Annotated in this window: 11 protein-coding genes and 1 riboswitch; of the genes, 6 read left to right on the top strand and 5 right to left on the bottom strand. The window is 74.7% G+C overall.

What is annotated here, in order from left to right:
• The first annotated feature begins 266 nt into the window (after positions 1 to 266).
• Together ACWGH4_RS18435 and ACWGH4_RS18430 are read left to right on the top strand one after the other, a co-directional pair.
• Positions 267 to 719, top strand: a complete 453-nt coding sequence (locus tag ACWGH4_RS18435) for a DoxX family membrane protein (RefSeq protein WP_441263154.1) — start codon at positions 267 to 269, stop codon at positions 717 to 719.
• A 293-nt stretch (positions 720 to 1,012) separates the two neighbouring features.
• Entirely contained in the window at positions 1,013 to 1,663 is a 651-nt protein-coding gene (locus ACWGH4_RS18430; protein WP_307706211.1) for a DedA family protein, read from the top strand.
• On the opposite strand, the gene ACWGH4_RS18425 is transcribed toward ACWGH4_RS18430, so the two are convergent.
• Entirely contained in the window at positions 1,629 to 1,886 is a 258-nt protein-coding gene (locus ACWGH4_RS18425) for a DUF2277 domain-containing protein (RefSeq protein WP_453461810.1), read from the bottom strand. The genes ACWGH4_RS18430 and ACWGH4_RS18425 overlap by 35 nt on opposite strands.
• A gap of 149 nt (positions 1,887 to 2,035) precedes the next feature.
• On the opposite strand from ACWGH4_RS18425, the gene cbiE reads away from it, so the two are divergent.
• Both cbiE and cobM read left to right on the top strand, forming a co-directional pair.
• Positions 2,036 to 3,274, top strand: a complete 1,239-nt coding sequence (gene cbiE / locus ACWGH4_RS18420; RefSeq protein ID WP_453461807.1) for a precorrin-6y C5,15-methyltransferase (decarboxylating) subunit CbiE — start codon at positions 2,036 to 2,038, stop codon at positions 3,272 to 3,274.
• Positions 3,271 to 4,020, top strand: a complete 750-nt coding sequence (gene cobM / locus ACWGH4_RS18415) for a precorrin-4 C(11)-methyltransferase (protein WP_364596653.1) — start codon at positions 3,271 to 3,273, stop codon at positions 4,018 to 4,020. Before cbiE ends, cobM begins: the two co-directional genes overlap by 4 nt.
• 485 nt (positions 4,021 to 4,505) lie before the next feature.
• Here the strand turns inward: cobM and ACWGH4_RS18410 are convergent, their stop codons facing one another.
• Positions 4,506 to 5,615: a cobalt-precorrin-5B (C(1))-methyltransferase gene (locus tag ACWGH4_RS18410; protein WP_453461804.1), complete on the bottom strand. Its 1,110-nt coding sequence runs from the start codon at positions 5,613 to 5,615 to the stop codon at positions 4,506 to 4,508.
• Between the two features lie 12 nt (positions 5,616 to 5,627).
• On the opposite strand from ACWGH4_RS18410, the gene ACWGH4_RS18405 reads away from it, so the two are divergent.
• Entirely contained in the window at positions 5,628 to 6,368 is a 741-nt protein-coding gene (locus ACWGH4_RS18405) for a cobalt-precorrin-6A reductase (RefSeq protein ID WP_453461802.1), read from the top strand.
• Here ACWGH4_RS18405 and ACWGH4_RS18400 read toward each other — a convergent pair.
• The 3 genes from ACWGH4_RS18400 to cobG all read right to left on the bottom strand — a co-directional run bounded on the left by ACWGH4_RS18400 (position 6,356) and on the right by cobG (position 10,049).
• A complete protein-coding gene (locus ACWGH4_RS18400; RefSeq protein ID WP_453461814.1) occupies positions 6,356 to 7,828 on the bottom strand; it encodes a precorrin-2 C(20)-methyltransferase in 1,473 nt (490 codons plus the stop codon). The genes ACWGH4_RS18405 and ACWGH4_RS18400 overlap by 13 nt on opposite strands.
• Positions 7,829 to 7,914: 86 nt before the next feature.
• Positions 7,915 to 8,556, bottom strand: a complete 642-nt coding sequence (locus tag ACWGH4_RS18395; protein WP_453461799.1) for a precorrin-8X methylmutase — start codon at positions 8,554 to 8,556, stop codon at positions 7,915 to 7,917.
• The gene (gene cobG / locus ACWGH4_RS18390) at positions 8,553 to 10,049 is read right to left on the bottom strand and encodes a precorrin-3B synthase (protein ID WP_453461796.1); all 1,497 of its coding nucleotides are present in this window, start codon (positions 10,047 to 10,049) and stop codon (positions 8,553 to 8,555) included. The genes ACWGH4_RS18395 and cobG overlap by 4 nt, the downstream gene beginning before the upstream one ends.
• A gap of 124 nt (positions 10,050 to 10,173) precedes the next feature.
• Positions 10,174 to 10,266: riboswitch (cobalamin riboswitch) on the top strand.
• A gap of 54 nt (positions 10,267 to 10,320) precedes the next feature.
• On the opposite strand from cobG, the gene cobN reads away from it, so the two are divergent.
• Positions 10,321 to 13,953 (top strand): cobaltochelatase subunit CobN, encoded by a 3,633-nt coding sequence (gene cobN, locus ACWGH4_RS18385; RefSeq protein ID WP_453461793.1) that lies wholly within the window; start codon positions 10,321 to 10,323, stop codon positions 13,951 to 13,953.
• Positions 13,954 to 13,957: the final 4 nt, after the last annotated feature.

The following is a 13,957-nucleotide window of genomic DNA, read 5'->3' as shown; positions in this document are numbered from 1 at the left end:
GCCGAGGACACCCTCGGCCGAGCGCCCGGTATTCAGCCTGCCGTGTCACGAAACCGGAGGACGGCGCTGCCTGCCACCAGGGAGGCCAGGTCCGGACGCCCTTGGGGCCCGCCGCCGCCGGTCGTCACCGAGCGGGAAGCTTCGGCCAAAAGCAGCCTGCCAAAAAATGTTGAACTTGCAAGTAATGATTAGGCCTGCCTAACCTGGGGCCCCCTCATCGGTTCTGTCCCCGAAACCGAAGGAGCCCCCACATGAGCACCTCCCCCCTGCCCGCACGCCTGGAACAGGCACAGCCCTACGCGCTCGGCCTGTTCCGTGCCGTCGTGGGTCTGCTGTTCCTCTGCCACGGCGCCGCCTCACTGTTCGGCGTCCTCGGCGGCGCGGCGGGCGGCGGCACCGTCCCGGCCGGCACCTGGCCCGGCTGGTACGCGGCGGTGATCCAGCTGGTCGCCGGATCTCTGGTCCTGCTCGGCCTCGGCACCCGCAGCGCCGCCCTCATCGCCTCCGGCTCGATGGCGTACGCGTACTTCAAGGTCCATCAGCCCGAGTCGCTGTTCCCGCTGCAGAACGGCGGTGAGGCGTCGGCGATGTTCTGCTGGGCGTTCCTGCTGCTGGTCTTCACCGGCCCCGGCGCCCTGGCGCTGGACCGGCTGTTCGCGACGCGCCGCGCCGCCCGCCCGGCGGAGCAGCGCGAGGAACGGGCCACCGCCGCCGCCTGACCCTGCCGCAGGCGCACGCATCGCCCGGTCCTTCCTTCGGGGAGGGCCGGGCGTCCTGGTCCCCGCCCCCTGGTGCCTCGATGCCGCCTCAAACGCCGTGCGGGCGGCAGGCGTTCCCCCGATGGAGGCCCCTGGTCGGTACGGGCCCCGTACGGGCGGTTTCGTCCCGGTGTCCGGCGGGGGAACGCCCCTTGTCAATGTCCTCGGCACTCCAGGCGTACGCTGTACAGCTGTCTGGCCGCCTGCCGCTCCCCCGCGACACCGTGGCCCTGCCAGGAACGGGGAGAGTCAAGGTGCTCGAGAGCATTGGGTCGCTGACCGGCAGCCCATGGATCTACGCCGTCGTGGCCCTGTCCGTCCTTCTCGACGTGTTCCTGCCCGTGCTGCCCAGCGGAGTGCTGGTGATCACGGCCGCCACCGCCGCGGCCGCCGGTTCCACGGCCGCTCCCGGCGCCGCGGCCGTCGCCGGCGCGGCGGGCCAGGTACCGCGTGAGGTCCCCTCGCTGCTGGTCCTGGTGCTGTGCGCGGCGACCGCGTCCGTGCTGGGTGATCTGGTCGCCTACCGGCTCGCGTGGCGCGGCGGGGACCGGCTGGACCGGGCCATCGCCCGCTCACGCCGCCTGACCAGAGCGCAGGAACGTCTCGGCGTGGCGCTCGGACGCGGCGGCGGCGCGCTCGTCGTCATCGCCCGCTTCGCGCCGGCCGGCCGCTCCGTGGTCTCGCTGGGCGCGGGCGCGGCGCACCGCAAGGTGAAGGAGTTCCTGCCCTGGTCGGCCCTGGCCGGGATCGCCTGGGCCGGCTACGCCGTCGGGCTCGGCTGGTTCGGCGGCCAGTGGCTCGGCGCGAGCTGGATCGGCGCGGCGGTGTCCGTGCTCGCGCTGTTCGGCGCGGGCTCGCTCGCCGCCTACTTCATGCGGCGTCCGGCTCCTGAGCCTGCCGCTTAGCGGCATGACCGCCGGAGCCCCGGATCTCGAGCCCCTCGAGAAGTCTGCGGGTCGCTTCCGCGATCTCCTCGACGGCCTCGTCGAACACCTCGCGGTTGTGCGCGGCCGGGGCGCGGAAGCCGGAGACCTTGCGCACGTACTGCAGGGCGGCGGCGTGGATGTCCTCCTCTGTGGCCTCTTCGGGAAGGACGGGCGGACGGAGGGTCTTGATGCTGCGGCACATGCCTCCAGTGTGCCGCGCACCACCGACAGCGGGCGGACCTTCGCCCGCGCCGTGACACCGCGGGTAACCCGGGGGCCCGCCGACGCCGCCGCACGCGGCCAGTAGAGTGCGGCTGCGCCCCTGCCGTTCCACCGACGAGGTACCGCTCAGTGACCCCCGCACCACGCTCACCAGCAGTAACCGTCGTCGGGATCGGCGCCGACGGCTGGCCAGGACTCCCCGGGACGGCGCAGGACGCGCTGCGGGAGGCGCAGGTCGTCATCGGCGGCGCACGGCAGTTGGAGCTGCTGCCCGCCGACTGCGCGGCCGAGCGCGTCACCTGGCCGAGTCCCCTGCGGCCCGCCGTCGCCGGGCTGCTCGCCGCCCACCGGGGCCGCAGGCTCGCCGTCCTGGCCAGCGGAGACCCCATGTTCTACGGCGTCGGCCGCGCGCTGGCCGAGGAGCTGGGGCCGGACGCGCTGCACGTCGTCCCGCACGCCTCGTCCGTCTCGTACGCCTGCGCCCGCCTGGGCTGGCCCGTCGAGGACACCGCCGTCGTCACCCTCGTCGGCCGTCCCGCCGGGCAGTTGTCCGCCGCGCTGCACGACGGCCGCCGGCTGCTGGTGCTCAGCGCCGGACCTGACACGCCCGCCGAGGTCGCCGCGCTGCTGCGCGACCGGGGCTTCGGCGGAACCCGGATACGGGTGCTCGAGCAGCTCGGCGCTGCGGGCGAGCGCTGCGTGGACGGCCACGCCGGGAACTGGGCCGAGCCGCCCGGCGACCCACTGAACGTCATCGCCCTCGAATGCCGCCTCGACGAGGGCGCGTTGCGGCTGTCCGCCGCGCCGGGCCTGCCGGACGAGGCGTACGAGCACGACGGGCAGCTCACCAAACGTCACATACGCGCCGCGACCGTCGCCGCCCTCGCCCCCGCGCCGGGCGAACTGCTGTGGGACATCGGCGGCGGTTCCGGCTCCGTCGCGATCGAGTGGATGCGCACGCACCCCTCCTGCCGGGCCGTCACCGTCGAGCGCGACCCGGTCCGGGCCGCGCGCATCGCCCGTAACGCGGACAGCCTCGGCGTGCCGGCCCTGCGTGTCGTCACCGGCGCCGCACCGGACGCGCTGGCCGGACTCCCCGTCCCCGCAGCGGTGTTCATCGGCGGCGGGCTCACGGCACCCGGCCTCCTGGACGCCTGCTGGGACGCGCTGCCGCGGGGCGGCCGGCTGGTCGCCAACACGGTCACCCTCGAATCGGAGGCGCTGCTGGCCGAGCGCTACGCGCGCCACGGCGGCGAACTCGTCCGCCTCGCCGTCTCCCACGCCGTGCCCGTCGGCGGCTTCACCGGCTGGCGCCAGGCCATGCCCGTCACCCAATGGTCCGTCACCAAAGCAGGAGATCCGACATGACCGTCTACTTCATCGGTGCGGGCCCCGGCGCCGCCGACCTGATCACCGTGCGCGGGGCGCGCACCCTGGCGTCGTGCGGTGTCTGCCTCTACGCCGGCTCGCTCGTCCCGCGCGAACTCCTCGCCGACTGCCCGCCGGACGCCCGCCTGATCGACACGGCGCAGCTCGACCTGGACGCCATCACCGCGGAGCTGGTCCGCGCCCACGAGGAGGGCCACGACGTGGCCCGGCTCCACTCGGGCGACCCGTCGGTCTTCAGCGCCGTAGCGGAGCAGATGCGGCGCCTGGACGCGGCGGGTGTGCCGTACGAGGTCGTGCCGGGCGTCCCCGCGTTCGCCGCGGCGGCCGCTGCGCTGAAGCGGGAGCTGACGGTCCCGACCGTCGGCCAGACGGTGATCCTCACCCGCGTCGCCCAGCAGGCCACCCCCATGCCGGACGGTGAGGACCTGGCGACCCTCGGCCGCAGCGGGGCGCTGCTCGTCCTCCATCTGGGCGCCCGCCACGTCGACCGGATCGTCTCCGAGCTCCTCCCCCACTACGGCGCCGACTGCCCTGCCGCCGTGGTGGCGATGGCGAGCCGCCCGGACGAGCTGGTGCTGCGCGGGACGCTGGAGGACATCGCCGCGCAGGTGAAGGAGGCGGGCGTGACCCGCACCGCGGTGATCCTGGTCGGCCGTGTCCTGGCCGCGTCCGGCTTCCGCGACAGCCACCTGTACTCCGCCGAGCGCGACCGCCACGTCTGCTGACCCCGGCGCGGCGGTGCGCCCCTGCGGGGGCGCGGGCCGGACACGGGCCCCGGGCGGGACGCGCGCCGCGCGAACGAGGCGGTGAGGGTGGTGGACCGGTCGGATGCGGGGGCGCGACGTGACGTGCCGCCGCGCGGGGCGTTTCGCGTCCTTCACGGCCTGGCGGCCGTAGCGGCCCACTTCCCGACCCGAGCCGCGCCGGACCGTACCGCCTTCTCGGGGGTGTCCCGGCCGGGGAACCCCGCTGACGGGCTGGAGCCGTCGGCGGCCCACACGGTCGGAAGGGGGCGCGGTCGACGACCCGGCACGAGCCGGGTGCCCCGACCGCGCCGGCCCCGTACCGCCTTCCTGACCCCGCGAACTCGCCCCTCGGCCTGCTGACCGTGGGCCCGGGGCCGGTTGGAGCCGCCTGCGGCCGACCCGGTCGGAGGCGCGCTCGACGCCCCGAGCCGGCCGGGTGGCCCGGTGCGCCGCCTGCCCGAGGGCTACGCGCGGCCCACGACCGTGCCCGCGCGGTCGATGCACACCACGTCCACCGCCACCGGCGCGCCCCGCAGCACGCCGAGCGCCTGGTCGCGCGCGGCCGCCGCCACCAGGTCGCCCAGCGGAACGCCCTGCGCCGCGCACATCTGGAGCGCCGCCAGGCCCGTGTTCGCCACGGCGATCTCCGCCGCCAGGGCCTCGTCCGCGCCGCCCTGCCGGGCCAGCTCCGCCAGGAACGCCTTGTCGACCTGGGAGCGGCCCGAGTGCAGGTCCAGATGGCCCGCCGCGAGCTTGGAGAGCTTGGCGAACCCGCCGCACAGAGTGAGCCGATCGACCGGATGACGCCGCACGTACTTCAGTACCGCTCCCGCGAAGTCGCCCATGTCGAGCAGCGCCTCCTCCGGCAGCCCGTACAGCGCCACCACGGTCTTCTCCGAGGTGGAGCCCGTACATCCGGCCACATGGGTGCGGCCCGCGGCCCGGGCCACGTCCACGCCGCGCCGGATGGAGTCGATCCACGCCGAACAGGAGTACGGCACCACGATCCCGGTCGTGCCGAGGATCGACAGACCGCCCAGGATGCCGAGCCTGGGGTTCCATGTGGAGCGGGCGATCTCCTCGCCGTGGTCGACGGAAACGGTGATCTCCACGTCCCCGCCGCCGCCGTGCCGCGCGGCGACCACGCCCACGTGGTCGCGCATCATCTGCCGCGGCACCGGGTTGATCGCGGGCTCGCCGACGTCGAGCGGCAGCCCCGGACGGGTGACCGTCCCCACGCCGGGACCCGCGCGGAAGACGACCCCGGACCCGGCCGGCAGCAGCCGCACCGTGGCCCTCACCAGCGCGCCGTGGGTGACGTCCGGGTCGTCACCGGCGTCCTTGACGATCCCCGCCATGGCGCAGTCGCCGGACAGGGACTCCGCGGCCAGTGCGAAGGCCGGCGTCTGCCCCTTGGGCAGCGTGATCGTCACCGGGTCGGGGAACTCACCGGTCAGCAGCGCCGTGTACGCGGCGGTCGTCGCGGCCGTCGCACAGGCCCCGGTCGTCCAGCCGGGCCGCAGACCGGTGTGCTTGAGTTGGGCCTCACGCCCGCCGCCCGTTGCCGCGCTCATGGATGGACTCCGATGCATGTACTGATCCTCGGTGGGACGACCGAGGGCCGGCGTCTCGCCGAGAGACTGCACGCCGACGGCACGGCCCGTGTCACCAGCAGCCTCGCCGGCCGGGTCGCCACTCCCAGGATGCCCCCCGGCGAGGTCCGGGTCGGCGGCTTCGGCGGCGCCGAGGGCCTGGCCCGGTGGCTGCGCGAGCACGAGGTCGGCGCGGTCATCGACGCCACCCATCCCTTCGCCGGAACGATCAGTTTCAACGCGGCGCTGGCCGCCGCGGAGGCCCATGTTCCCCTGCTGGCGCTGCGCCGCCCCGGCTGGGCCCCGGCCGACGGCGACGACTGGCATCCGGTCGGCTCCCTGGCCGAGGCCGCGGACCGCGCCGCCGCGCTCGGCCGCCGGGTGTTCCTGACGACCGGCCGCATGGGTCTTGCCTCCTTCGCGAACATCCGTGACGTGTGGTTCCTCGTACGGTCCGTCGACGCCCCCGAGGGGCCGTGCCCGCCCCGGATGGACGTGCTGCTCGACCGGGGGCCGTTCACCCTCGACGGCGAACGCGAACTCCTGCGACGCCACCGCATCGACGTGCTCGTCACCAAGGACAGTGGCGGAGCGGCGACGGCACCGAAGCTGACGGCCGCGCGGGAGGCGGGCGTGCCCGTGGTGATCGTGCGCCGCCCGCCCGTCCCCGACGGGGTCCCGGTCGTGGCCGGCCCCGAGGAGGCGGCCGACTGGCTGCGGGCCTACTCCGGATAGCGCCTCGGGGTCCACACGATCTCGTGGCCGTCGCCGCGCCGGACCACCTGCGTCTGCGACGACCCGATCAGCAGGATCGTGCGCATGTCGACCTGCGCCGGGTCGAGTTCACCGAGCCGCACGATCCGGACGCTCTCCTCCGGCCCGCCGATGTCCCGGCCGAGCACGACGGGCGTGTCGGGCGCCCGGTGCCCGAGCAGCACCTCGCGCGCCTTGCCCACCTGCCAGGTGCGGCTGCGGGACCCCGGGTTGTACAGCGCGAGCACCAGGTCGGCGGCTGCCGCGGCGGCGAGGCGCTCCGCGATGACCTCCCACGGCTTGAGCCGGTCGGACAGGGACAGCACGGCGTAGTCGTGGCCGAGGGGCGCACCGGCCTTGGCCGCGGCGGCGTTGGCGGCGGTGACGCCCGGGAGGACCCGTACCGGAACGTCCTTGTACGCGTCCTGGGACGCCACCTCCAGCACGGCGGTCGCCATGGCGAAGACGCCCGGGTCGCCGCCGGAGACGACGGCGACCCGCCGCCCGCGCCGGGCCAGGTCGAGCGCGAACTCGGCGCGCTCCGACTCGACCTTGTTGTCGGAGCCGTGCCGGATCTGCCCCGGCCGCCGCGGCACCCGGTCCACGTAGGTGGTGTAGCCGACGAGTTCGTCGGCGTCGGCGAGGGCGCGCTTCGTCTCGGGCGTGAGCCACAGCGGCCCGGCCGGCCCGGTGCCGACGACCACGACCTCGCCCCTGCCTGGCGCGGGGCGCGGGTTCGCGATGCGGCTCGGCACGACGGCCACGGAGAAGTACGGCACGGACTCGGGGTCGATGTCGGCCAGTTGACCGGTGCGTTCGCCGCTCATCGTGGCCCGCTCGACGTAACGGGCCTCCGCCAGCCGGCCGGAGGATTCCATCGCGCTCCGCACGGCGGGGAAGGTCCGGCCGAGTTTCATCACGACGGCCGAGTCGGTCGCCGCGAGCCGGGCGGTCAGCTCCTCCTCCGGCAGCGTGCCGGGGATGACGGTGAGCACCTCCTCCGCCTCGCACAGAGGTGTCCCCAGCCGGGCCGCCGCGGCGCTGATGGAGGTGACGCCGGGGATGACCTCGGTGGGATAGCGGTGCGCGAGCCGCTTGTGCATGTGCTGGTACGAGCCGTAGAAGAACGGATCGCCCTCGGCGAGGACGGCCACCGTGCGGCCGGCGTCGAGATGCGCGGCGAGCCGGGCCGCGGCCTGCTCGTAGAAGTCGTCGAGCGCGCCCCGGTAACCGCCGGGATGGTCGGTGGTCTCGACGGTGATCGGGTACATCAGACGCTCCTCGATGTGCTCGGGGCGCAGATGCGGGGCCGCGATCGACCGGGCGATGGAACGTCCGTGCCGGGCGCAGTGGTACGCGATCACGTCGGCCTCCGCGATGACGCGGGCGGCGCGAAGGGTCATCAGCTCCGGGTCGCCGGGGCCGAGCCCGACGCCGTACAGCCGGCCGGTGCTCGGGGCCTCGCCGTTCGGGCGCTCGCCGTTCTGGCGCTCGCCGTTCCGCTGGTCGCCGTTCTGGTTGTCGCCCACTACTCCGCCTCGCTCGCGATCGCGTTGACTGCGGCGGCGGCCATCGCGCTGCCACCGCGGCGGCCGCGCACCACGAGGTGCTCGAGGCCCAGCGGGTGCGCGGCGAGCGCCTCCTTGGACTCCGCGGCGCCGATGAAACCGACCGGCACACCGATGACGGCCGCAGGACGCGGCGCGCCCTCCTCGATCATCTCCAGCAGCCGGAACAGCGCGGTGGGCGCGTTGCCGACGGCGACGACGGAGCCCTCGAGGCGGTCCCGCCACAGCTCCAGGGCAGCGGCGGAGCGGGTGGTGCGGAGCTTCGCGGCCAGTTCCGGCACGGACGGGTCGGACAGCGTGCAGACCACGTCGTTGTCGGCGGGCAGCCGCTTACGGGTCACGCCGCTGGCGACCATCTGCGCGTCGCACAGGATCGGCGCGCCGGCCCGCAGTGCCTCGCGGGCGCGCACGACGACATCGGGGCTGTGGACGAGGTCGGTGACGAGATCGACCATCCCGCAGGCGTGGATCATGCGGACCGCGACCTGGGAGACCTCGGCCGGCAGCCCGGCGAGGTCCGCCTCCGCGCGGATCGTGGCAAAGGACTGGCGGTAGATCTCCGCGCCGTCCTTCTCGTACTCGAACACGGTGCTCTCGCTCACTTCGTCGGGGTGGTGATGGTGCGCGCCGCCGCGAGGGCGTCGGCGAGTTCTGGAAGGGCCTGACGGTCGGGGAGTTCGTCGGTGCCGGTGCCGCGTACGGCCAGGTCGTAGCGTCCGTCGCCGGTCGCGACGACATCGACCCAGGTGCCGCGGGGGTGACCGCAGCGGCGTTCGCAGCCCGACCAGTACACGGGCAGCCCGCCCGCGCCGGCGGCCAGGTGGGCGGTGGCGTCGGCCCGCACGTCCGCGAGCGACTTGGCGCAGCCGGGCCGCCCGGTGCAGGCGCCGACGCCGAGCCAGGGCGAGTCGGGACCGGTGACGAGCCCGGCGCCGGCCAGAACGTCCAACTGCTCGGGCCCGGCGCCCGGCACGACGACCCCACGCCACGGAGTGACGCGCAACTCGCCGGTGCCGTGCGCCTGGGCGACCCGGGCGAGCGCCCGCCAGGCACTCACGGACAGACGCCCGAACGGCACCCCGACACTCACCCCGCCGACGCCCCGCCCTTCGCCCGTCACGGGCCCGGGCCGGGGCCCGGACCTTTCCGGTCCCGGAGGCGCGGGGGTCCGGGGGCCGGGCTCTCGCCGGGAGGCCGCCGCGCACTCGGGGGCGTCGGAGCCGACCGGGTCCACGGAACCGGGACCGGCCGCTCCAATCCCCGCCGGCGATTGAGGCGCGGAGGCCGGTGGGCGGGGCCCCCGGGGGGAGGCAGCCGCGCCCACCGGGCCGCCCGGACCGACCGGGTCCACGGAACCGACCGGACCGGAAAGGCGCCCCCGCCACACCGCCGCGTCCGCCAACTCCGAGCCGCCGCCCGGGAGTTCCCGTACCCGCCACGCCCTCGTGCCCGTCGCGGACGCCGCGTCGAGGAACGCCTCCGCGGCGAGCAGCATCGCGCGCGGGCCGTCCTCAGCGCGGACCCGCGCCGACGCCGCGCCGACCGTCACGCACACCTCCGCGCCGCCCGGTTCTGCGAGCAACATCACATCGGCGGCGAGCTCCGCCATGTCCCCGCGGCCGTCGTCCAGCGCGAACAGGAAGCGCCCCGACAGCTCCGGCGCACGCTCGCTCGCGCACAGCAGCGCGTCCAGTTCCCGTACCAGCGGCTGGACATCAAGCTGCCCCCGCCCGTCGAGCCCCGACAGCGGGGACGCCACGATGTTGCGGACGCGTTCGTGACCGGGCGCGGGCAGCAGCCCGGCCGTGTCCAGCAGCTCCGCCAACTCCCCGCCGCAGCCCGGTCCGAGGCCCCGCAGCTGGAGGTTCCCGCGTGAGGTGATGTCCAGCGCGCCGTCGCCGAGCCGCTCCGCCGCGTCGGCGAGCGCGTACGCCTGGGCGGCGCTCACGACGCCCGCCGGGACGCGGACGCGCGCCAGCGCGCCGTCGTCCGCGGTGTGCAGACGCAGCGCGCCGGGGCAGGCATCACCGCGGTCCCGGACGGGAGTTACGAGAGTTTCGTCCCTGTTCGGGCGGTTCGAGGGGGCCGGAGGCATGGCGGCGAGCATACCGACCATCACACAAGGTGCCTGCTCCGAGCGCCCTACCGGGGACGGGAGGGCCCCTACTATGCTGCTCGGCGGGCCAAACGGCCCACCACCGCCGAAGACGGCGTCAGGGGAGGAAGCCCGGTGAGATTCCGGCGCGGTCCCGCCACTGTGAGCCCGGCAGCAGCGCAGCACACGCGCACGCGGCCGGGTGAGCCAGGAACTCCCGCCGTCTTCCACCGCCCGGGGCGCGGAAACCCCGAGGAAGGCCAGACGCCGCATGCTGCATTCGTCCGAAGGACGCCCCGCGCACCCGAGCATCCTGCTCCTGTCGACGTCCGACACCGACCTGCTGAGCGCACGGGCGGCGGCCGGCCCGGTCCCGTACCGCTTCGCGAACCCGTCGCGCCTCGCGCTCGAGGATCTGCCCGCCCTGCTGGAGGGCACGGGCCTCGTCGTCGTACGTCTCCTCGGCGGCCTGCGTGCCTGGCAGGACGGGATCGACCTGCTCCTCGCGCAGGAGCGGCCCGTCGTGGTCCTCACCGGTGAACAGGCGCCCGACGCCCAGCTGATGGAGGCGTCCACCGTCCCGATCGGCATCGCGGCGGAGGCCCACGCCTACCTGGCTCACGGCGGCCCGGCCAACCTGGAGCAGCTGGCCCGGTTCCTGTCGGACACCGTGCTGCTGACCGGTCACGGCTTCGAGCCTCCGGCCGCCGCCCCGACCTGGGGCCGCCTCGCCCGGACCCCGCGCCGCGAGGTCACCGGCGGCCCGCTGATCGCGGTGCTCTACTACCGGGCCCACCACATGAGCGGCAACACCGCCTTCGTGGACGTCCTGTGCGGCGCGATCGAGGACGCGGGCGGCCGCGCGCTGCCGCTGTACGTGGCCTCCCTGCGGGCCCCGGAACCGGAACTGCTCGAGCAACTGGCCGCCGCCGACGCCCTGGTGACCACGGTCCTCGCGGCCGGCGGCACCCGCCCCGCGGACGCGTCCGCGGGCGGCGACGACGAGTCCTGGGACGCGGGCGCCCTCGCCGCGCTCGACGTGCCGATCCTTCAGGCGCTGTGCCTGACCGGGTCCCGCGCCGCGTGGGAGGAGAGCGACGAGGGCCTGTCCCCGCTGGACGCGGCCGGCCAGGTCGCCGTCCCCGAGTTCGACGGGCGGCTCATCACCGTCCCGTTCTCCTTCAAGGAGATCGACGAGGACGGGCTGCCGTCGTACGTCGCCGACGAGGAGCGCGCCGCCCGCGTGGCCGGCATCGCCGTCCGCCACGCCCGCCTGCGCCACATCCCCAACGCCGACAAGCGCCTCGCGCTGGTGCTGTCCGCGTACCCGACCAAGCACTCCCGTATCGGCAACGCGGTCGGCCTGGACACCCCCGCCTCCGCCGTCTCCCTGCTGCGCCGGCTGCGCGCGGAGGGTTACGACTTCGGTGACGAGGCGGTGCCCGGCCTCGAGTCCGGCGACGGCGACGAGCTGATCTACGCGCTCATCGAGGCCGGCGGTCACGACCAGGAGTGGCTGACCGAGGAGCAGCTCGCCCGCAACCCCGTGCGCATCCCGGCGGCGGACTACAAGCGCTGGTACCAGGCGCTGCCCGCCGAGCTGCGCTCCTCCGTGGAGGAGCACTGGGGGCCGCCGCCCGGTGAGATGTTCCTCGACCGGTCCCGCAACCCCGAGGGCGACATCGTGCTCGCCGCGCTGCGCCGCGGGAACCTGCTGATCCTCATCCAGCCGCCGCGCGGCTTCGGCGAGAACCCGATCGCGATCTACCACGACCCCGATCTGCCGCCGTCGCACCACTACTTGGCTGCCTACCGCTGGATCGCGGCGTCCACGGACGACGGAGGCTTCGGCGCCGACGCGATGATCCACCTGGGCAAGCACGGCAACCTGGAGTGGCTGCCGGGCAAGAACGCGGGCCTGTCCGCGGCGTGCGGCCCCGACGCCGCCCTCGGCGACCTGCCGCTCGTCTACCCGTTCCTCGTGAACGACCCCGGCGAGGGCACGCAGGCCAAGCGCCGGGCGCACGCGACGCTGGTCGACCACCTGGTGCCGCCGATGGCGCGGGCCGAGTCGTACGGCGACATCGCGCGCCTGGAGCAACTGCTGGACGAGTACGCGCAGATCTCGTCGATGGACCCGTCCAAGCTGCCCGCGATCCGCGCCCAGATCTGGACCCTGATCCAGGCCGCGCGGCTCGACCACGACCTCGGCCTGGACGACCGCCCGGACGACGACGGCTTCGACGACTTCCTGCTGCATGTCGACGGCTGGCTGTGCGAGGTCAAGGACGCGCAGATCCGCGACGGTCTGCATGTGCTGGGCGGCGCCCCGACCGGCCCCGAGCGGGTGAACCTGGTCCTGTCCATCCTCCGTGCCCGCCAGATCTGGGGCGGCTCGCAGTCCCTGCCCGGTCTGCGCGAGGCCCTCGGGCTGGACGAGTCCGCGGCGACGCGTACCACCGCCGACGAGGCGGAGGCCACCGCCCGTGCGCTCGTCGAGGCGATGGAGGCCGCGGGCTGGGACCCGGCCGCGGTGCCGGCGGACCTCGGCAAGGACGTCGAGGCGATCCTGCGTTTCGCCGCCGTCGAGGTCGTACCGCGCCTGGCCCGTACGACCGACGAGCTGGACCACGCCGTCCACGCGCTGGCCGGCGGTTTCGTTCCCGCGGGGCCGTCCGGGTCGCCGCTGCGCGGGCTGGTCAACGTGCTGCCGACCGGCCGCAACTTCTACTCCGTCGACCCGAAGGCCGTGCCGTCGCGTCTGGCGTGGGAGACCGGCCAGGCGCTCGCGGACTCGCTGATCGAGCGCTACCGCACCGACAACGGCGAGTACCCGGCCTCCGTCGGCCTGTCCCTGTGGGGCACCAGCGCCATGCGCACCGCCGGCGACGACGTGGCCGAGGCGCTGGCGCTGCTCGGCATACGGCCCGTGTGGGACGACGCGTCCCGGCGGGTCACCGGCCTCGAGCCGGTCCCGCTGACGGAACTCGGCCGTCCCCGGATCGACGTCACCCTGCGCATCTCCGGCTTCTTCCGCGACGCGTTCCCGCACACTATCGGCCTGCTGGACGACGCCGTCCGCCTCGCCGCGTCCCTCGACGAGCCGGACGGGTCCAACTACATCCGGGCCCACGCGCGGGCCGACCTGGCCGAGCACGGCGACGAGCGCCGTGCCACGACCCGGATCTTCGGCTCCCGGCCGGGCACCTACGGCGCCGGCCTGCTTCAGCTGATCGACTCCCGCGACTGGCGCACGGACGCCGACCTCGCCGAGGTGTACACGGTGTGGGGCGGCTACGCCTACGGCCGCGGCCTGGAGGGCCGCCCGGCCCGCGCCGAGATGGAGACCGCGTACAAGCGGATCACCGTCGCCGCGAAGAACACGGACACGCGCGAGCACGACATCGCCGACTCCGACGACTACTTCCAGTACCACGGCGGCATGGTCGCCACGGTCCGCGCCCTGCGCGGCACGGCCCCCGAGGCGTACATCGGCGACTCCACCCGCCCGGAGACGATCCGCACCCGCACCCTCGTCGAGGAGACGTCCCGCGTCTTCCGCGCCCGTGTCGTCAACCCCCGCTGGATCGCGGCGATGCGCCGCCACGGCTACAAGGGCGCCTTCGAACTGGCCGCCACGGTCGACTACCTCTTCGGCTACGACGCGACGACGGGCGTCGTGGCGGACTGGATGTACGACAAGCTCACGGAGACGTACGTCCTCGACCCCGAGAACCGCGCCTTCCTCCAGCAGGCCAACCCGTGGGCCCTCCACGGCATCGCCGAACGGCTCCTCGAGGCGGAGTCCCGCGGCATGTGGGCCGAGCCGGACCCCGCGGTGCTGGAACAGCTGCGCCAGGTCTTCCTGGAGACCGAGGGCAACCTGGAGGACGACGACGCCTGACGGC

This window comes from Streptomyces sp. NPDC054847, assembly GCF_053610925.1.
The sequence above is the reverse complement of the archived record's forward strand: the minus strand, read 5'-3'. Positions and strand labels throughout refer to the sequence as shown.

Coding starts and splice junctions, on each gene's coding strand:
- ACWGH4_RS18425 (WP_453461810.1), bottom strand. CDS start 1,886: ATGTGCCGCAGCATCAAGACCCTCCGTCCGCCCGTCCTTCCCGAAGAG.
- cobM (WP_364596653.1), top strand. CDS start 3,271: ATGACCGTCTACTTCATCGGTGCGGGCCCCGGCGCCGCCGACCTGATC.
- ACWGH4_RS18410 (WP_453461804.1), bottom strand. CDS start 5,615: ATGAGCGCGGCAACGGGCGGCGGGCGTGAGGCCCAACTCAAGCACACC.
- ACWGH4_RS18405 (WP_453461802.1), top strand. CDS start 5,628: ATGCATGTACTGATCCTCGGTGGGACGACCGAGGGCCGGCGTCTCGCC.
- cobG (WP_453461796.1), bottom strand. CDS start 10,049: ATGCCTCCGGCCCCCTCGAACCGCCCGAACAGGGACGAAACTCTCGTA.
- cobN (WP_453461793.1), top strand. CDS start 10,321: ATGCTGCATTCGTCCGAAGGACGCCCCGCGCACCCGAGCATCCTGCTC.